The 19,433-nt window shown below is 67.8% G+C and carries 14 protein-coding genes; 6 read left to right on the top strand and 8 right to left on the bottom strand.

The window, feature by feature from the left end; translation table 11 throughout:
- Positions 1-307: 307 nt before the first annotated feature.
- The 5 genes from mfd to QUD34_RS03485 all read right to left on the bottom strand — a co-directional run bounded on the left by mfd (position 308) and on the right by QUD34_RS03485 (position 10,280).
- Entirely contained in the window at positions 308-3,724 is a 3,417-nt protein-coding gene (gene mfd, locus QUD34_RS03505; protein WP_286355213.1) for a transcription-repair coupling factor, read from the bottom strand.
- 89 nt (positions 3,725-3,813) lie between these two features.
- The gene (locus QUD34_RS03500; protein ID WP_286355212.1) at positions 3,814-7,014 is read right to left on the bottom strand and encodes an efflux RND transporter permease subunit; all 3,201 of its coding nucleotides are present in this window, start codon (positions 7,012-7,014) and stop codon (positions 3,814-3,816) included.
- 3 nt (positions 7,015-7,017) lie between these two features.
- Positions 7,018-8,160, bottom strand: coding sequence for an efflux RND transporter periplasmic adaptor subunit (locus QUD34_RS03495; RefSeq protein WP_286355211.1), 1,143 nt, complete (start codon positions 8,158-8,160; stop codon positions 7,018-7,020).
- A gap of 120 nt (positions 8,161-8,280) precedes the next feature.
- The gene (locus QUD34_RS03490) at positions 8,281-9,588 is read right to left on the bottom strand and encodes a TolC family protein (protein WP_286355210.1); all 1,308 of its coding nucleotides are present in this window, start codon (positions 9,586-9,588) and stop codon (positions 8,281-8,283) included.
- A gap of 2 nt (positions 9,589-9,590) precedes the next feature.
- Complete coding sequence (locus tag QUD34_RS03485; protein WP_286355209.1) at positions 9,591-10,280, bottom strand: CerR family C-terminal domain-containing protein; 690 nt, start codon at positions 10,278-10,280, stop codon at positions 9,591-9,593.
- A gap of 167 nt (positions 10,281-10,447) precedes the next feature.
- On the opposite strand from QUD34_RS03485, the gene QUD34_RS03480 reads away from it, so the two are divergent.
- From QUD34_RS03480 to QUD34_RS03455, 6 genes are all read left to right on the top strand, one after another.
- A complete protein-coding gene (locus tag QUD34_RS03480) occupies positions 10,448-11,062 on the top strand; it encodes a TetR/AcrR family transcriptional regulator (RefSeq protein WP_286355208.1) in 615 nt (204 codons plus the stop codon).
- Entirely contained in the window at positions 11,059-12,402 is a 1,344-nt protein-coding gene (locus tag QUD34_RS03475; protein WP_286355207.1) for a TolC family protein, read from the top strand. Before QUD34_RS03480 ends, QUD34_RS03475 begins: the two co-directional genes overlap by 4 nt.
- 1 nt (position 12,403) lies before the next feature.
- Positions 12,404-13,405 carry an HlyD family secretion protein gene (locus tag QUD34_RS03470; RefSeq protein ID WP_286355206.1) on the top strand — a complete coding sequence of 334 codons (1,002 nt, stop codon included), beginning with the start codon at positions 12,404-12,406 and terminating at the stop codon, positions 13,403-13,405.
- A 7-nt stretch (positions 13,406-13,412) separates the two neighbouring features.
- Positions 13,413-14,963, top strand: coding sequence for a DHA2 family efflux MFS transporter permease subunit (locus tag QUD34_RS03465; RefSeq protein WP_286355205.1), 1,551 nt, complete (start codon positions 13,413-13,415; stop codon positions 14,961-14,963).
- Positions 14,964-15,020: 57 nt separating this feature from the next.
- A complete protein-coding gene (locus QUD34_RS03460; RefSeq protein ID WP_286355204.1) occupies positions 15,021-15,440 on the top strand; it encodes a hypothetical protein in 420 nt (139 codons plus the stop codon).
- 106 nt (positions 15,441-15,546) lie between these two features.
- Complete coding sequence (locus tag QUD34_RS03455) at positions 15,547-15,891, top strand: hypothetical protein (protein WP_286355203.1); 345 nt, start codon at positions 15,547-15,549, stop codon at positions 15,889-15,891.
- 68 nt (positions 15,892-15,959) lie between these two features.
- On the opposite strand, the gene QUD34_RS03450 is transcribed toward QUD34_RS03455, so the two are convergent.
- From QUD34_RS03450 to QUD34_RS03440, 3 genes are all read right to left on the bottom strand, one after another.
- Positions 15,960-16,163, bottom strand: a complete 204-nt coding sequence (locus QUD34_RS03450; RefSeq protein ID WP_257306334.1) for a cold-shock protein — start codon at positions 16,161-16,163, stop codon at positions 15,960-15,962.
- Positions 16,164-16,322: 159 nt separating this feature from the next.
- Positions 16,323-17,120, bottom strand: a complete 798-nt coding sequence (locus QUD34_RS03445) for a hypothetical protein (RefSeq protein ID WP_286355202.1) — start codon at positions 17,118-17,120, stop codon at positions 16,323-16,325.
- Positions 17,121-17,176: 56 nt separating this feature from the next.
- Positions 17,177-19,303, bottom strand: a complete 2,127-nt coding sequence (locus QUD34_RS03440) for an alpha-ketoacid dehydrogenase subunit alpha/beta (RefSeq protein ID WP_286355201.1) — start codon at positions 19,301-19,303, stop codon at positions 17,177-17,179.
- Between the last annotated feature and the right edge of the window lie 130 nt (positions 19,304-19,433).

Below are 19,433 nucleotides of genomic sequence, written 5' to 3'. Positions count from 1 at the left end.
TCCGGAAGGGAGTCGTAAACATGGAGTGCAGACTTGCACGCGTCAAGACTCTGTGGCACGAAGTCCGCAGATGCTGCATTGGCGCGTGTTTAGATGCTCTTCAGGTGGACACGGAAAGTCTGCTTCCACCCATCGGGCGCCTCGATCTAAACCTTCCGGATGATCTCGATCATCCTCAAAGGCAGTAGCGGCTGGCGTCCTGGCGAGGTCGCCCTGTGCAGCGGGCGAAACGGACCGCATCGGATCGCGGCCCGCAGGTCGTACGAAGGATGGTCCGATCGATGGGAATCCCTTCAGCCAGGCCGTTTCAGACCGTGCCAAGCGCCGCCCACTCCGCCAGGACCCGCTGGGCCTGGAGGATGGGTCCGTCGGCCGTGCCCTGAAGCGGCAGGCGCACGGCGCCGTCGGGGCTGAGCTGGCCGCCCTTCTGCCGACCCACCCAGGCCATGAGGCGCGCGGGATCCAGAGGCGTCAGGGGGCTGAGTCGCAGCTTGAGGGCGCCCTTCTCCACGGCCACCTCGGAGACGGCCACGGCCTGCGCCCGGACCTTGACCTTGAGCAGCTCGAAGAACCGCTGCGTCTCCGGATCATCCTCCGGCACGCGGCCGAAGCGGTCCTCCAGATCCAGGCGGTAGAGCTCCAGATCCTTCTCCTCGCGCAGCCGCGAGATGCGCTTGTACGCCACCAGGCGCTCGCTGGCCTGGTCGATCCAGCGGCGGCTGAGCTGGGCGCCGGGCGCCAGCCCGTCCACCTTCACCTCGAAGGTGCCGCTGGGCTGGCCCTGCAGCTCCTGAAGCGTCTCCTCCAGCAGCTTCACATACAGCTCAAAGCCGATGTCGTGGATGTGGCCGGACTGTTCGCCGCCCAGCAGGTTGCCCGCACCCCGCAGCTCCAGGTCCATGGCCGCCACGCGGAAGCCCGATCCCAGTTCCGAGAAGTCCTCCAGGGCCTGCAGCCGCTTGCGGGCGTCCTCGCTGATCTCGTGCTTGGGCGGAATCAGCAGGTAGGCGTAGGCCGGCACATCGCTTCGCCCCACGCGGCCCCGCAGCTGGTAGAGCTGGCTGAGGCCGAAGGCATCGGCCCGGTGCACGATGAGCGTGTTCGCATTCGGCACATCGAGGCCATTCTCGACAATGGTCGTCGCCACCAGGACATCGACGCGGCCCTCCATGAACGAGACCATGGCCTGTTCGAGCCCCTCGTCCGTCATCTGCCCGTGCCCCACGGCCACGCGGGCATCGGGCACCAGCTCCCGCACCCTCGCCGCGATGGAGACGATGGATTCCACGCGGTTGTGCACCAGGTAGACCTGGCCGCCGCGGCGCAGCTCGAACTGGATGGCCGTCTGCACCAGCTCGTCGCTCCAGGGCGCCACCACGGTCTCGATGGCCAGCCGGTCCTTCGGCGGCGTCTCGATGAGGCTGATCTCGCGGAGCCCCGTGAGGCTCATGTGGAGCGTGCGCGGGATGGGCGTGGCGCTGAGCGCGAGCTGGTCCACATTGAGGCGCAGCTTCTTCAGCTTCTCCTTGTGGCCCACGCCGAACCGCTGCTCCTCGTCGATCACCACCAGGCCGAGGTCGGCGAACTTCAGCTTCGCGCCCAGCAGCTGGTGGGTGCCGATGACGATCTCCACCTTGCCGTCGGCCACCTCCTGGAGGATGCGCTTCTGGTCGGCGGGATCCACGAAGCGGTTGAGCATCTCGATGCGGATGGGGAATCCGGCGAAGCGTTCCTTGAAGGTCCTGAAGTGCTGGAAGCAGAGCACCGTCGTGGGGCACAGCACGGCCACCTGGCGCCCTTCCAGGGCCACCTTGGCCGCAGCGCGCATGGCCACTTCGGTCTTGCCGAAGCCCACATCGCCCACCAGCAGGCGGTCCATGGGGCGCGGCGATTCCAGATCCGCCTTCACCGCCTCGATGGCTTCGACCTGGTCCGGCGTGGGGGTGAAGGCGAAGCTGGCGTCGAAGGCCGCCATGTCCGGGCCGTCGGGCGGATAGGCGTGGCCCTTTTCCAGCTTCCGCTGGGCATAGAGCTTCAGCAGCTCGTCGGCCATGTCGCGGATGGCCTTCTTGGCCTTGCGCTTGACCTTGGCCCAGCTGGCGCCGCCCAGCTTGTCCAGGGGCGGCAGGTGGCCCTCCGCCCCGGTGTAGCGCTGCATCAGATCGGCCCGTTCCAGGCTCACATTGAGCTGGCCACCGTCGGCATAGCGCAGCTGCAGGACTTCCTGTTCCTCACCGCCCACCGTGAGGGTCGCGAACCCCAGGAACTCGCCGATGCCATGGTCGAGATGCACCACACGGTCGCCGGGCTTGAGGTCCCGCAGGTCCGACAGGAAGGCCGCGCTGCGCGATTTCTTGGGGGCGGCCTGGATGGCCTTCCGCCCGAAGATCTCCCGCTCGGTGAAGACCACCAGGGCGGGCTCCTTGAGGTGGGCCCCTGCACTCAGGGCCAGCTGGATGGCCCGGCAGCCCGTTTCGGTGCCGTAGGCCTGGGGCAGATCGTAGTCCCGGAGGAATTCCGCGAAGCGGTCCCGCATGCCGGGCGTCGATCCCGCCAGGAAGACCCGATGGCCCGTGAGCGCCAGCTCCTGCACATGCTCGGCCAGATCCGGCAGGCGCCCCTGGAACTCCCGCACGGGCTGGGCCGCGAGGGGCACCGTGGCCTCGCTCTGCCACTCGGTGAGGTGGAGGGTGGGCCGGCTGGGATCCGTCGGCTGGAACCGGTCCTCGAAATCAGGGCAGACCACGCCGCCCCGGCGGAGCACCGCCAGGCCCTCTTCGATGCGGGTCCGCTCGGCTTCACGCAGGGCTTCTTCCCAGGCCCCGTCCAGCCGCACCCGCAGGCAGGGCGGCATCCAGTGGACCAGCTGCCCCTTGGGCTGGGCCAGCAGGGGATGGAACAGTTCCTCGCCCGGGAAGTGGCCGTGGGTGGCGAGCCGGGCCCGTCGGAAGGCCAGGTCGTCGCCGGCTTCCGGCGTGCGGTCCGCGCGGGAGGCCACGGCCGCCAGCAGGGCCCGGCCGTCCCCGCGATCGCCCTCAAAGCGGGGATACAGGGTGAGGGATTCCAGCGCCTCGCCCGTGCGCCGCTGGGTGTCGGGATCGAAGGGGCTGAGGCGCTCCAGCTCGTCGCCGAAGGTCTCCAGCCGCAGGGGCTGCGCCTGGTGGTCGGGCCAGAGGTCCACCACCATGCCGCGGGAGCTGAATTCGCCAGGTGCCGAAGCCATCTCCGTGCGGCGATAGCCCAGGGCCACCAGGGTCTCCAGCAGCAGTTCCCGGGGCACTTCGGCGCCCCGATGGAGATCCAGCTTCTGCTTCTGGAACCAGGTGGGGTGGGGCAGCTTCTCGCAGGCCGTGAGCGGCCCCGTCACCAGCACCTGGACCTGGCGCTCGAGCAGGCCCACCAGGGTCGACAACCGCTCCCGCAGCACCATGCCCGGCGGGCTGCTTTCGCCGCCGGCATAGGGCGCGAACCCCGGGAAGTGGGCCACGCCCACGCCAGGCAGCAGGGCTTGCAGGTCCTGGGCCAGGGTGCGGGCTTCCCCCTCGGTGGGGGCATCCACCCAGAGGGATTGGACCCGGCCTTCGCGGGTGATCCAGCGCGCCAGCACCAGGGCCAGGGCGGGCGGTGAGGTCCAGCGGAGACGGGCGCCTGGAGCCCCGAGGACCTCTGCGGGGGCCTCGGCCAAACGCAGCAGATCCTTCAGCTCAGGGGCGACGACATTCATGGCACCCTTCAGATTGCCTCAAGCGGCGCCCGGAGACGAGCGCTCATATCTCCCGGATGGTCCGCCGGGATGCCCCGGCTTCATCGAGCTCAGGCATCCGGGGCTTCGGCGAGGGGGCGGACCACCTCGGGCTCCGGCTCGGCTCGACCCAGCAGGCGCCGGATCCGGCCCCAGACCTTGGCCAGGCTGAAGTCCTCGACGATCTCGAAGAACACCGGCACCACGATGAGCGTGAGCAGGGTGGAGGTGATGAGGCCCCCCACCACGGCCCGGGCCATGGGAGCCCGCATCTCGGCCCCGGCGCCCAGCGCCAGGAAGAGCGGGAGCATGCCGCCGATCATGGCGAAGCTGGTCATGAGGATGGGCCGCAACCGCACCGTGCCTGCGCGGATGATGGCCTGGCGACGGGAGATGCCTTCTTCGCGCTCCAGATGGAGGGCGTGATCCACCAGCAGGATGGCGTTCTTCGTCACCAGGCCCATCAGGAGGATCATGCCGATGCTCGTCATCATGGACATGGAGTCGCCCGTCACCAGCAGCATCAGCACCATGCCCACCATGGAGAGCGGCAGGCTGGCCATGATGGCGATGGGCAGCTTGAAGCTCTCGAACTGGCTCGCGAGCACGAAGTAGATGAAGAACACCGCCAGCAACAGCGAGGTTCCCATGTAGCCCGCGGTCTCCTTCTGGTCCCGGGTCTGGCCCAGGAACTCGACCCGGGTGCCTTCGGGCAGCCTGCCGCTCGCCTTCAGTTCCTCCACCTTCTTGGCGGCGCCGGCGCTGACTTCGCCGAGGGTGGAGCCCTCGAAGTTCGCATCGACCTCCACTTCTTCCATCAGATCATGGCGCTGGAGCTTGGCGGGGGCGATCCCCTCCTCGAAGCGCACCACCTGGTTGAGGCGCACCAGCGGGTGCTTGCCGCCGCCCAGATCCTTGGTGCTCTGCACCGTCATGTTCGCCAGTTGCGTCGTGAAACGGCGCTGCTGATCCTCGAGGCGGACGCGCACATCGCGCTGCTCGCCCTTCTCGTCTTCATACTTCGCCACCTTTTCGCCGTCCACCAGGGGGCGCACCATCTGGGCCACCAGGGCCGGGCTCACCCCCAGATCGGAGGCTGCCTTGCGATCGATGACGAGCTTCAGCTCGGGCTTGCCGGTGTCCAGGCTGGTGGTCACATCCACGGCACCCGGAACGCTGCGCAGGGCCTCCTTCACCAGAGGCACGGCCTGGATGACCGCGTCCCGGTCCGGCGCCTGCACGGCCACCATGATGGGGAAGGCCATGCCCCAGTCGTTCACCGGCCCCACGGCCGCATCCACGCCGGGGATGGAGCGGAAGGCTTCGCGGATCTGGCGGCGGATGATCACCTGGTTGGGACGGCGGCCTTCCTTCAACTTCACATAGATGCCGCCGGAATTCACGGTGCCGTTCAGGCCCGTGCCGATGGTGGTGTAGGTGAAGGCCACGCCGGGGATGGCCTTGATGGAGGCTTCCATGGCCTGGGCCTTGTCGCGGGTGGCGGCCAGGCTGGAGCCTGGTTCGGCCTTGAAGGTCACCTGCAGATCGCCCCGGTCATAGTCGGGCATGAAGTTGTTGCCGAGCAGGCCCGAGAGGCCCATGGCCAGCACGAAGCTGCCGCCGCCCATGGCCATGACCGTCTTGCGGTGGTTCAGGGACCACTCGATGGCCGTCTTGTAGAGCTGTTCCCAGCGGTCGAGCATGCGGCTGAAGGCCTCCACGCTGCGCATGATGGGATTGCGACCCCGGTAGTGCACATGGGCGTCGGAACTCTTCTCGTGTTCGGGATCGGGCCACACGGCACTCAGCATCGGATCCAGCGTGAAGCTCACGAACAGCGAGACGGCCACGGCGAAGGCCACGACGATGCCGAAGGGGAAGAAGAACTTGCCCACGATGCCGCCCATGAAGGCCACGGGCACGAACACCGCCAGGATGGACAGCGTCGTGGCGATGACCGCGGGGCCGATCTCCGCCGTGCCCTCGCGGGCGGCGGTGACATGGTCCTTGCCCATTTCCGCATGCCGGGTGATGTTCTCGCGGACCACGATGGCGTCGTCGATGAGGATGCCGATGGCCAGGCTGAGACCCATGAGGGTCATGGTGTTCAGGGTGAAATCCAGCACCCGCATGATGATGAAGGTGGAGATCACGGACACTGGAAGCGTGAGGCTGGTGATCAGCGTGGAGCGCCAGCTCTTCAGGAAGAAGAAGACGATGATGACTGTGAGCAGGCCACCCAGGTAGATGGACATGTTCACATCGTCGACATTGTCGATGATGAAGCGGGCGTTGTCCTTGGCCGTGACCACTTCCACGCCCTGCTTCTGCAGCTCGGGCTTCATCTCTTCCAGCGCCTTCTCCACGGCCGTCACCATGGCGACGGTATTGCCGCCGGTCTGCCGCTGGATTTCCAGGGCAACCACATCCTTGCCGTCCAGGCGCGCGAGGCTACGGCGCTCCTTGATGCCATCCACGATCGTCGCCACTTCCTGCAGCTCGATGGGGCGGCCTTCCTTGTTGCCCACGATCACATGGTTGAAGTCGGCCACGGTGCGGGCCTTGGCATCCACCTTCACGGACACTTCGCGGTTGCCCTGGAGGAGGTTGCCGCTGGGAATGGCCATGGTGTCGCTGCCCAGGGCGCTCTTCACGGCCTGGAGGGCCAGGCCCTGGGATTCCAGCTTCTTGGGATCGATGTTGACGAGGATCTCGCGGGTGCTGCCCCCCGCCGGATCCACCTTGCCCACCCCGTTGATGTTCTCGATGCGCCGCTTGAGGAAGTCCTCGGCGATGCGGGTGAGCTCCCGGTCGTTCATGTCCGCATGCTTGGCATCCGGCTTCACCACCAGGGAGAGCACCGGGAGCTGCGCGGGGTCGAACTTGGAGATGACGGGCTCCTCGATGTTGCTGGGGAGATCCCGGCGGATCTGGCCGATCTTCGTGCGCACATCATTCAGCGCGTTGTCGACATTGCGGCCCAGGTGGAACTGGATCACGAGCGTGCCCAGGCCCTCCTGGCTGGTGGAGCTGATCTCCTTGATCTTCTCGATGGGGTTGACGGCTTCTTCGATCTTCCGGACCACATCCTGCTTGACGGACTCGGGGCTGGCGCCGGGGTAGATCACAGAGACGGTGACGGTGGGGATGTCGGTGTTGGGGTACTGGTCGATGCCCAGGCTCTTCACGGAGAAGAGTCCCAACACCACCAGGGCCAGCATGATGCAGACGGTCAGGACCGGCCTGCGGATGGAGAGGTCAGACAGGAACATGGTTCACTTCCCTCCTGCGGCAGGGCCGCCATTCGCGCTGGTTGGGGCGGCGCCGCTGATCACGCGAAGGCGGGTACCCTCGCCCACCAGGTCCTTGCCGCTGTCGACCACCTGCGCGCCGACCGCGAGCCCGCTGACCGGACGGAAACCGTCCTGCTCGGTTCCCAGGACGACCTTCCTCCGGCGCGCCACCTCCTGCTCCACGATGTAGATCTCGGCGTCACGGTCCTGGGCCTTCAGCAGGGTGGCCGGCAGCGCCGGGCTCTTGGTCTCGCCCTCGCCGAGGATCACGCCTTCGACGAAGAGGCCGCCCTTGAGCGCGCCATCCGGGTTGGGGACCTCCACCCGGACGCGCAGGGTGCGGCCGTCCTGGGACAGGCTGGGACTCACCTGGGCGACGCGGCCTTCGACCAGGCGGTCCAGGCCGATGGCCCGGAAGGTGGCGCGCTGGCCGACCTTCACCTGGGCCATGGCCTCCGTGGGAAGGTCCGCGCGGACCTCCAGCTTGCGGTTGTCCACGACTTCGAAGGCGACCTGGCCAGGGTTCAGCATCTCGCCGGGCTGCACCGCGCGCCGGGCCACCTGCCCCGCGAAGGGCGCCACGAGGCGGGCCTTCTTCAGGCGCAGCCGCGCCATCCCCAGGTTGCTTTCAGCGGCCTGGGCCGCGGCCCGGGTGGCGTTGTAGGCGGTCTCGGCCTGCTGGGCGGCCTGGCGCGTGATGCTGCGCTTCTCCAGCAGGGCCACGGAGCGGTCATTGTCGCGCTGGGCCTGGAGGGCCTGGGCCCGGGCCTGGGCCGCCTGGGCCTCGGCCGCCTGGACGCCCAGCTGGTAGTCGTCTTCGTCCTGAGCTCCCAGCAGCGCGCCGGCGGCGACGGTGTCACCTTCCTGCACGGCCACCCGGGTCACCCGGCCGGTGACCTCGGCTTTCAGTTCGGCCCGGTTCACCGCCAGCAGGGTGCCCGTAAAGGCCACGGCAGGGCGGAAGCTCCGCTCCTGGACGGGGACCAGGGTCACGGGTACCGTGCCCTCGGACTTCACCGTGGCCTGGTGATCCAGCTCATTGTTGCGCTTGCCGCGGTGGAAGCTGGCCGCCCCGGCGATCACGATGGCGGGCACGGCGATGTAGAGGATGGCTTTTCGGTTCATGGTCGGCTCCTGGAAATCGTCGGATTCGAGCGCGCCGTCAGGCTTCGCCTGGTGGCGAGGTGGGGGGCTCCGGGGGGGACATCGCGAGCGAAGCGAGCGGGCGGTCCCCCCCGGACAGCATCAGAGAGGAGGCAGGCCGAGGGAGCGGCGCTGATCGAAGCGGGCGGACCAGAGCCCCAGTTCTGCGCGGCGGCGCTGGCTTTCGGCCTGGCGTTCGGCGCGCTCCGCCTGCAGGAGGTCGAGGGAGGTGATGAGCCCCTGCTCGAAGGATTCGCGGCTCATGCGCAGCGCCTCAACGGTGGCGTCATGGGCCCGGCGGGCGGCCTCGTTCAGGGCCATGGCCTTCTCCAGCTCGCGGTCCGCCGTGCTCTGCTCGATGGCGACGGTCCGCTCCCGGTCGATGCGGGACTGCTTCACCTGTTCGAGCTGGGCCGTGTTCTGGGCCCTCTTGCCGGAGCTGCGCAGCCCGTCGAAGATCGGGAACTTCATCGTGACGCTCACCTTCCAGGTGTCGTACGGCTCCTTGAAGAGGTTGTCGCTCTTCCCGGCCTGGTAACCGTAGCTGGCGCTGAGGTCGAACTTGGGGCGCAGGTCCGAGGTGATGATCTTCTCGTTGGCCCGGTACATGGCCTCCTGCTGCTTCAGCTGGGCCAGCTCGCTCCGCTCGGCGCCCGCCGGCTTGGGAGCGGCCTCCGGCAGACCGAGGGGCGCCAGGGCGAGGGGTGCCTTGGGATCCAGGCCCAGCTGCCCGTTCAGCACCTCCATGGCCCGCTTCACATTGGCCTCCGCCTGGAGGGCCTCGGGAATGACCGCCAGCAGCTCGCTCTCGGCCCGCAGGCGGTCCAACTCGGTGGCGGTCTGGGCCTCCAGCCGGGCCTTCACATCCGCCACGAACTGCTCCGCCGTCTTCCGGCGGGTCTCGATGACCTCCTGCTCGGCCTGGGCCGCCTGCACCCCGAGGTAGGCCTTGGCGACGCCGTGCAGGACATCCAGCTCCGAGGTCGTATAGGCCAGGGTGGCTTCCTGTTCGCCCATCTTGGCGATGTCCACGGCCGTGCCCAGCTTGCCCCAATAGAACAGGGGCTGGGTCAGGTTCGCCTGGCTGGTGTAGATGCTGCGGGCGCCCACCAGGGAGGTCGGCGACAGGCCGAAGGTCGCGGCGCTGTCTGCGAAGCCGCTGTTGAGGATGGAGACATCCCGCACGCGGGTGAAGTCGCCCACGAGGGTGAGCTGCGGCAGGGCATCGGCCCGGGTGCTGGTGATGAGGCCGCGGCGCTCGTCCACGCGGGCCTTGGCGGCCCGGAGCAGCGGGTTCTCATGCCTGGCCCGGGCCAGGGCGCCGACCAGGTCCAGCGTCAGTGGAGCCTCGGGGGCGGGTGCCGCGGTCGGCGCCGGAGCTTGGAGAACGGGAGGGGCGAACAAAAACATGGTCAGATCCTCGGCTGGGGGAAGGCTTCGGGGATGCCGAGCCCACGCAGGCTGAAGTCGGTGAAGTGCCGGATGACCTCCTCGAGATCCTCCGGATAGTTCGGGTTGCCGCGGATGAGCCGGGCGATGCCCAGGGAGTTGCGGAAATAGAGCAGCTGCCCCTGGATGCTCATGCCCATGTTCAGGAGCTCGCCCCAGGAGAGGTCTGGGCGCAGCACCTGCAGGCACTGCATGAGGTGGTCCACATGGGGCCGGATCTGCTCCATGAGGAGGGCCGAGGACACCGGGCGGGGCGCCTGCATCTCGCGGGCCATGAGCGCCATGGCCGCCTCGCCCAGGGGATCCTGGGGATCAGCCGGATCGCAGGCCATCAGATCCTGCATGAAGGCCCAGATGTGGTTCTTGAGCTGCTGGAGCGCGGCCGCGCGGGCGTCCGGCCCCTCGGGGGAGGGGGCGGCGGCCAACTCGGCCACGCGGCAGGCCTTCCGGGCGAAGATGAACCGGAGGCATTCCAGATAGAGCCCCTCCTTGCCGCTGAAGTGGTAGGTCACGAGGGCGGAATTGGCCTTGGCCCGCTGGGCGATCTCGCGGATGCCAGCCCCATCAAAGCCCTTTTCGGCAAAGGTCAGGATCGCAGCCTCGATCAGGCGTTGGCGGGTATCAAGGGAGGCATCGGTCGATTGAGCGTTCATGATTCCTCAACTACGGCTCACCAATCAAACGGTTGAGCAACAGGTTCCAAGAATTAATCAATCGTTTGATCCAGTCAAGGGCAAAATGGCCGTCGGCGTGATTTGAAAAGGTGACTTGACGGTCATAATTAAAATTCTAAATTCGGAATATGGATTCGGAGTCTCCGATGACCATGGACCGAAAGAGTCTTGAAAAGCAGCAAAGAAAAGATTTGCTGTTGGAAGCAGCGGGCACGGTGTTCGGCCGGAAGCCCTTCGACGAGGCCACCATGCAGGAGGTCGCCGCCGAAGCCCAGATCGGGATGCAGGGCCTCTACGAGCACTTCCCCTCCAAGCAGGAGCTCTACGAACAGGTCATGCTCCGCCGGGCGGAGCAGTTCTTCGTCCAGGCGGAGGCCCTCCTCCACACCGACCGCCCGCCCCTGGAGCAGCTGCGGGCCATGTTCCTGGCCTACGCCGACCAGTTCAAGGGCCGGGCCATCTGGCTGCCCATGTTCATCCATGACCGGGTCTACTTCGACTGGGGTTTCGAATCCCGGTTCCTTCCCCGCCTGAAGGAGATCTACGAAACGGAACGGAGCCGCCTGAAGGCCATCCTCCGCCAGGCGGTGGGGGCCGGCCAGCTCCAGGACCTCGGTGAGGAGTTCCTCACGCAGCTCTGCTTCGGGGTGCTCGAGGCCTCCCTCTATCACAGCCACCGGAGCGGCATCGACGAGTCTCCCGGGGCCTGCGTGGACCGCGCCATCGCCTGCTTCCTCCGAGGGGCGGGGGCCACCGCATGAGAACCGCGACCGCCCTCCTGCTCAGCGCCTTCCTGGCCAACGCGATCCGCGGCGGCGAACCCCTCAGCCTGGCCAGGGCCCTGAGGCTGGCCGGATCGGCCTCTCAGGCGGCGGATGCCTCCCGGCTGAGCCTGGCAGGAGCCCAGGAGGAGACCGCTCAGGTGAAGGGACTCTACTGGCCGGAGATCCAGCTCCAGGGCGGCTACCGGGTCATGGAGCACCGGTCGGAGCTGCTCAGTCAGCCCATGAGGGTCGGACCCCTCGCCGTCCCCCCCCAGGTCTTCCCCACCGAGGACCGGCAATCCTGGCGCTACAAGGCCTCCATCCAATACCTGCTGTGGGATTTCGGCCGGCGGGAGGGAGCGATGTCGGCCTCCCGCGCCCGGGAGGAGGCCGTGGCCCACGCCGGTCAGGCCGACCTGAAGAAGGCCCAGGGCGAGGTGGCCGCGCGGTACTTCAGCCTCCTGAACATGAAGGCCCAGAAGCAGGTGCTGGCCCAGCGTGGCAAGACCCTGGAAAGCCACCTGGCCCAGGCCAGGGCCCTCTTCGAGCAGGGGGTGGTGGCCCGCAACGACCTCCTCCGCACGGAGGTGGCCCTCCGCGCCGTGGGCGACGCGGACCATGCCCTGGACCAGGCCTACGCCTCCGCCATGGAGGGGCTCAACATCGCCATGGGCCTTCCCGCCGAAACCCCGCAGGACCTGCCTGAGACCTCCGAGGGCCCCCCCACCCCGCCCTGGGACGAACCGGCCTGCCGGGCCCTGGCCACCCACCGGAACGAAACCGTGCGCAGCGCCCGGGCCAAGGTCCAGGCCCTGGCGGATCAGGCGGGGTACCGTCGCAAGGACCGCCTCCCGACGGTGGCCGCCGAGGCCAGCCATACCTATGCCCAGAACCCTTACATGGTCCATGAGCACGACACGAGCCTCTTCGTCGGCCTTTCCTGGAAGGTCTTCGACGGGGGGATCCGCACCGCCCGGATCCGCCAGGCGGAAGCCGAAACCACCCGCGCCCGCCGGGATCTCCAGGAAGCGGAGCGCCAGGCGGGCCAAGCCGCGGCAGCAGCCCTGAGGGCCTTCCGGCAATCCCTGCGCGAGATGGAGACGGCCGGGGCGAATGTGGCTTCGGCCGAGGAGAACCTCCGCATCGTGGGCGATCAGTACCGCGAAGGGCTGGTGCGGAACACAGAGGTGCTGGAGGCCGAGTCCGTGCTTGCTGAAAGCCGCAGCGCCCTGGCGGACCGCAGATACCGGGCCTATGCCCAGCAGGCCGCCCTGCTGGCGACCCTGGGCGAGGATCTGCCGGCCTTCTACGAAACGCACGCCTCCCGGGAGAAGTGAGATGGACGCCCCTACGAAGAAGAAATGGATCTCCCTGGCCGCCATCCTCCTCCTCGCCGGCGGCGGCACCCTCTGGGCCCTGGTCCGATGGCGCCACGGGCAGGTCTTCGTGAGCACCGACAATGCCTATGTGAAGGGACATGTGACGACCATGGCCAGCCGCATCCCAGGGCCCCTCCTGGCGGTGGCGGTGCAGGAGAACGAGACCGTCCGGGCCGGCCAGCCCCTGGCCACCCTGGATCCCCGGGATTACGACGCGGCCGTCGCGCGGGGCGAAGCCTCGGAGGCCGAGGCCCGCAGCGCCCTCGCGCTGAACCAGGCCCAGATCGCCCAGGCCCAGGCCCAGCTGCAGTCCGCGGAAAGCCAGCGGGCCCTGGCGGACCTCGAGAAGAAACGCATGGCCGCGCTCTTCGAGCGGCAGTCCCTCCCCCGGCAGAAGTACGACCAGGCCCTCACGGCCGAGGAGGTGGCCCGCGCCCAGGCGGCCGCCGCCCGGAAGCAGGTGGCCGCCGCCCAGGGCCTGCTGGGCGTGAGTCGGAGCAAGGTCCAGGTGGCCCAGGCGGCCCTGGCCCAGGCACGGCTGCAGCGCTCCTACTGCACCCTCCTCGCCCCCTGCGATGGCGTGGTGAGCCGGAAGCTGGCGGAGCCCGGCATGGTGGTGGCGGCCGGGCAACCCCTGCTGGCCGTGGTACCCCTGGGCCATCCGGATCTCTGGGTCGAGGCCAATTTCAAGGAGACCCAGCTGCACCGCGTCCGCCCGGGCCAGAGGGTCCGGATGAGGACCGATCTGGATGGCCGGACCTTCATGGGCACCGTGGAAAGCCTCTCCGCCGGCACGGGAGCGGCGTTCAGCCTCCTGCCGGCGGAGAACGCCACGGGGAACTGGGTGAAGGTCGTCCAGCGGCTGCCCGTGAAGATCCGGCTCGATGCGGATGCGGACCCGGACCGCAAGCTCCGGCTGGGGCTGAGCGTGGAAGCCGAGATCGACACCCGGAGCCGCTGAGGTGGCCATGAGCGCTCCGCGCGCCCCTTCCCACAAGTGGATCGTGGCCCTGACGACCATGCTCGGGACCTTCATGGAGGTCCTGGACACTTCCGTCGCGAATGTGGCGCTGCCCCACATGAAGGGCACCTACGCCGCGGGCACGGACGAGATCACCTGGGTCATTACGAGCTACCTCGTCGCCAACGCCATCATCCTGCCGATCACGGGCTGGCTGGGCAGCTTCTTCGGCCGGAAGCGCCTCTACCTCTTCTGCCTGGCGCTCTTCACCCTGGCCAGCTTCGGGGCCGGGGCCGCGCCCACCCTGGGCTGGCTGATCCTCATGCGCATCGTGCAGGGCCTGGCGGGCGGCGCGATGGTGCCCATGTCCCAGGCCATCACCCTCGAAGCCTTTCCCCAGGAGGAGCACGGCATGGCCTCGGCCCTCTTCGGCATCGGCGTCATCTTCGGGCCCATCCTCGGTCCCCTGGTGGGGGGGTGGATCACGGACAACTGGAGTTGGCCCTGGATCTTCTGGATCAACATCCCCGTGGGCGTGCTGGCCTACTACCTGGCCTTCAGCTTCGTGGAGGACCCCGCCTACCTGCACAAACCCGAGGGCGCGGTGGACTACTGGAGCCTCATCTTCATCGCCGTGGGCCTGGGCTGCCTGGAGCTCTTCCTGAGCCGCGGCGAGCGCCTGGACTGGTTCGCGTCGAACACGGTGAAGGTCTTCGCCGGGCTCGCCGCCCTGGGGATCACCCTGTTCATCTGGCGTTCCCTCACCGCCGAGAACCCCCTGGTGGATCTCTCCATGTTCCGCCTGCCGGAATTCGCCGGCGGCATGGCCCTCATCTTCATCGTGAGTTTCGGCCTCTATGCCGCGTTCATCCTGCTGCCGCTCTTCGTCCAGAACCTGCTGGGCTTCACGCCCACCTGGGCGGGGCTCCTCCTGAGTCCCGGCGGCGTGGCTTCGGTGGTGGCCATGATCGCAGTGGGGCTGGCCATGGGCAAAGTGGATGTACGGCTCATCGTGGCCGCCGGAGCGGCCTCCCTGGCCTATTCAGCCTGGCTGCTGACGCATGTGAACCTCCAGACGGGCATGGCCTACCTCGTCATGGCCTGGATCTTCCACGGGCTGGGCCTCGGCTTCGTGTTCGTCCCCATCGCCACCGCCTCCGTCCAGCGCATTCCGCCGGCCCTCGTCGGCACGGCCTCGGGCATGTTCAACCTCATGCGGAACGAAGGCGGCAGCGTGGGCATCGCGGTGGCCAGCACGATCCTGGCGCAGCGGGCGCAGTTCCACCACGCCCGTCTCGCGGAGCACATCACCCCCTTCAATGGAACGCTCCAAGCCAGCTACGCCGGTCTCGCCCAGGGGCTGTTCCCCCGGGCGGGCCTGGACCCCGGTTCCGTGAACCGGCTGAGCCAGGCCCTCATCGGCGCCGAGGTGACCCGCCAATCCTTTCTCATGAGCTTCGTGGATGTGTTCGGATTCCTGGTGGTGGTCTTCCTTCTCGCCCTGCCCTTCGCCCTGACCCTGCGCAACCCCAAAGGGGGAGGCCTCTCCTTCCATTGAGGTCCAGCCTGCGGAGCGCCCATTCCGGGCCCCGCCTCTTCACCGAAAGGAACTGCCATGACGATCCGGAGCCGAACCGCCACGCTGGACGATGTCTCGGGAGAGCTCGCCCTCACCCTGGCCAAGCTCGAGATGGAAGCGGCCCACGGGGCCGCCAACGCCGAGGAGCAGGTCGATTTCGTCCGGGATCTCTCCCGGGCCGCCCTGGAGAAGGAGGTCCGGCCCTGGCGCTCCCGCGCCGTCCGGGCCCTGGTCTTCGGTCTGGCCTGTCTGGCCGGGGCCCTGGCCCTTCCAGCCGCCCAACCCTCGGTCGCCGGGAGGGGCATCCCGGCCCTCTTCGGCCTCGCGGCCCTCTGCCTCGTCGCGGCAGGCGTTTTCTTCGGGGTCTTTCTCCAGCGCCGTCGGCGCGAGCAACACTGGCTTCGGGAAAAAGAGGTGGCCATCGCGGCGGGACGGACCATCCTCGAAGAGCGCTGAAGGCCCTCGGGGGGCGCCTCTCGGCCCGGTGGGGGTTGTGACATGTGCAGCGAATTCCGCCCCGGAGCCGGCGAATCATGTTACGAAGAAGGGTGAGGGTCCGTTCATGCTCTTCCTGGTCTTCTATTTCCTTCTGTTCGTGGTCCTGCTGTTCCAGGGCACCCATGTGGCCGGCGAGGTGAAGAACCCCCTCGGCACCCTGCCCGAAGAGGTGGGCCAGAATCCCGTGGCGGCCTCCCGCTGGGGCCTAGTGCTCATTTCGGCCGGGCTCTTCGGATCCGTCCTGGGCCTCCTGGGCTTCCGGTCCCAGAACTTGGCTACCGCCCGCCCCGCCTTCTTCGCCCTGGGTCTCGCCCTCCTGGCCCTCTATGCGCTCTGGGTGATCTTCCTGGGCCGGAAGGCCGAGTTCATCGGCCGGCCGACCGTGGCCGATGACCACGGCCACCACTGAATCCACCATGGCAGATGCGAAAAGGCGGCCCAATGGGCCGCCTTTTCTTTGGAACGGTAGGAGAAGAACTAGATCTTCTGAACGTTGGTCGCCTGGGGGCCCTTCTGGCCCTGGGCGACTTCGAAGCTGACGCGCTGATTCTCGTCCAGGGTACGGAAGCCGCCGCCCTGGATGGCGGTGTGGTGGACGAAGAGATCAGCGCCGCCCTCGTCGGGGGTGATGAATCCGAAGCCCTTTTCGGCGTTGAACCACTTGACGGTGCCTTGAGCCATGACTGTTTCCTGCAGAATGTCTGGTGGATGGTGTAGCGATGACTTTCCCCAGACAAGGCCGTCATTGCTGATATGTGAATTCCGCCCTTGGCGGGTCACGCCAAACAGCATGACAGGATTGCCCCCGTCCACCGCTTTTTTCTGCAGGTGTTCCGATTTTCAGAATCGGACCACGGCACCCAGGCCGACGCCCTTGCGGTCCAGCTTCAGTTCCAGGTCGTCCTTCACGGAGCCCTTGGGCACATCGAAGCTGCCGCCCTCGTAGAAGGCGCGCAGCCCGAACCAGCTCACGGGATAGACCCGCAGGTCCGCCCCGAACAGGGTGTACTTGGCGCTCTTGTAGCCCAGATAGTGGACATAGGCCTTGGCTTCCACGGCCCCGTTGAACCCGCGGGATCCCCCCGAAAGGCCCAGCTGGGGGATGGGGGCGGTGACCCGGGTGCTGGAGGCGACCGGGGATCCGACCATGGGGGCGCTGGAGGCGTCCAGGTCCAGGGTCCAGGCCTGCACGCCCAGGTCGATGCCCAGCCAGGCATCGGACTCGCGGACGAACTTGATGGTCCAGATGCCGTCCACGCTGGCCAGCTTCACATGCGACAGCACCCGGGTGCCGGCCGTATACGAGGTCCCGTTCACCGTCACGGTGCGGTTCACCACCCGGTCGCCCCGGTACTCGGCGGTTCCGTTGGAGATCTGGAAGGCGAAGCGCGGCCCCTGGTAGTCGAGGAAGAACCCGGGCGTGGTCTTGTCCTTGCCCAGCCCCAAATCCTTGTCGAGGTCCACGAAGATGGGCTGGCCATCCTGCACGCCCTGGAAGTGGCCCGTGAGGGTGGGCCCGAAGGTCTGGCCCCCCAGGGTCCAGGTGCGCTGAAAGCCCGAGGCGGGCAGACCTGGCGCCCCCAGCTGGGCGAAGGCGGCGGTGGTGCACAGGGAGAGGACGATCGGCAGCGCGCGCATGACTCCTCCGGGAGTGATGCCCATCCTATCGCCTGAAATCACCCGCGAGTGGAGTTTCAGATGGAGATGAGCTTCCGATAGGCCTCAAGGAAATCCTTGGGCTGGGGCAGGATCTCGTCCTCCAGGGCCGGGTAGTAGGCCACCCAGGTATCCTTGGCCGCCACCCGGCGCACGGGGGCGTCCAGGTGGAAGAACAGCTCGTCGGCGATGCGGGCCGCGATCTCGCTGCCGTAGCCCCAGCTGAGGGTGTCCTCGTGGGCCACGATCACGCGGTGGGTCTTCTTCACCGTGCGCTCGATGGCGGCCCAGTCGTAGGGATTCAGCGTGCGGAGGTCGAGGATCTCGACGGAGATGCCCTCCTTCTCCGCCTCCCGGGCGGCCTGCACGGCCCGGTGGACGGTGTTGCCGTAGGTGATGACCGATAGGCTCGACCCTTCCCGCACCGTGCGGGCCTTGCCGAAGGGGATCATGAAATCGGGCCCCGGGTCGTTGCCTTTGTTGTGGGTCTGGCGGTAGAGGTGCTTGGGCTCCAGGAAGAGTACCGGATCGTCGCAGCGGATGGCCGTGCGCAGCAGACCCGCGGCGTCCAGGGCCGTGCTGGGGCAGACCACGCGCAGGCCGGGAATGTGCGTGAAGGTGCTTTCGCCGCACTGGCTGTGGTAGGTGGCCCCGCCCATGAGGTAGCCCGCGATGGGCACCCGCACCACCATGGGGCTCTTGAAGGCGCCGTTGGAGCGCCAGCGAATGTTGGCCAGCTCGTCGCGGAGCTGCTGCATGGCCGGCCAGATGTAGTCGAAGAACTGGATCTCCACCACGGGCTTGAGGCCCCGGGCGGACAGCCCGATGGCGCGGCCGATGATGGTGGCCTCTGCCAGGGGGGAATTGAACACGCGGTGGGCGCCGAACTGCTTCTGCAGGCCGTGGGTGGCCTTGAAGACCCCGCCCTTGCCCTTCACCTCGCCGAGGATTTCCTCCCGGCTGGCGTCGGCCACATCCTCGCCGAAGACCAGGATGCGCGGATCCCGGGCCATCTCGTGCTTCAGCGTGGCGTTGATGAGATCGATCATCGTCTTGGCGCCCGTGGCCTGATCACCGGAGGCGTGCTCGGTATCGAAGTCCGAGGAGGTCGGATCGACCTCCTCGCTGTAGAGGTGCCGGTAATAGCTCCCGGGCTCGGGCCTCGGCGCGGCGTCCGCCTCCTCCCAGGCCGCGTCGATCTCGACCTGGACTTCTTCCTTCAGCATCTGCAGCTGGGCTTCGCTGAGGTCGCCGCCCGCCACCAGCCGGGCCGCGTAGGTGACCACCGGATCCCGCTGCGCCTCGGCCTCCCGCTGGGCCTTCGACTTGTAGAGCTGCTCGTCGTCGGACAGCGAATGGCTGTAGGGACGGATGACCTTGGCCCGCACCAGGGCCGGCCCCTTGCGGGCCCGGGCATGGTCCGCGGCGGCCTTCAGGGCCTCGTAGCTGGCGATGGGGTCGCAGCCGTCCACCTCGTCCAGGATCAACAGGCCGTGAGCCTCGTAGCCCTGGACCAGGGCCGCCACATTGCCGCCGGGATACTGGACCTCGCTGGGCGTGCTGATGGCGTAGCCGTTGTCCTCCACCAGGAAGACCACGGGCGCCTTCAGGTTCACGGCGTTGCTGATGGCCTCCCAGAACTCGCCCTGGCTGCAGGTGCCGTCCCCCGTGGTGACCAGGGCCACCTCGTCGGAATGGATGCCAAGCGCTTCGGTGAGGCCGCTCTGCTCGGCGCGCACCACCGCCTCCACGGCCCCCACGGCCTGGAGGAACTGGCTGCCGGTCGGGCTGGAGGTCGTGTAGATGTTGAGGCCCTTGTGCCCCCAGTGGCTGGGCATCTGGCGGCCGCCGCTGGCGGGGTCGTCCACAGCGCCCACGGAGCCCAGGAACATCTCCTTGGCCGTGTAGCCCAGCCCGTAGGCCAGGGCCCGGTCGCGGTAGTAGAAGAAGAACCAGTCGTGGCCGGGGCGGAACACCATGGCGGCCGCGGCCTGCACGGCCTCGTGGCCCACGCCGTTGATCTGGAAGTAGACCTTGTTCTGGCGCTTGCCCGTGATCTCCTTGTCGTCGATGCGGCGGGCGGCGTAGATCGTGCGGTAGAGCCCCACCCGCTGCTCGCGGGTCAGGGTCGTCGAGGGTGCGGACAGGTCGAGGTGGGCGGCCAAAGGCATTCCTCACAAGGGGTTCTGGACCATTTTCAAGCCTTTCAATCTAGCACGCGGGCCCCGGTCTCAGGACCACCCGTCTACCCCGGGTTTCCGCGGACAAGTATGGGCAGAATCCCAACTCCACCAC

The organism is Geothrix oryzae (genome assembly GCF_030295385.1).
GTDB lineage: Bacteria > Acidobacteriota > Holophagae > Holophagales > Holophagaceae > Geothrix > Geothrix oryzae.
This window is presented reverse-complemented; position numbering and strand designations above follow the sequence as displayed.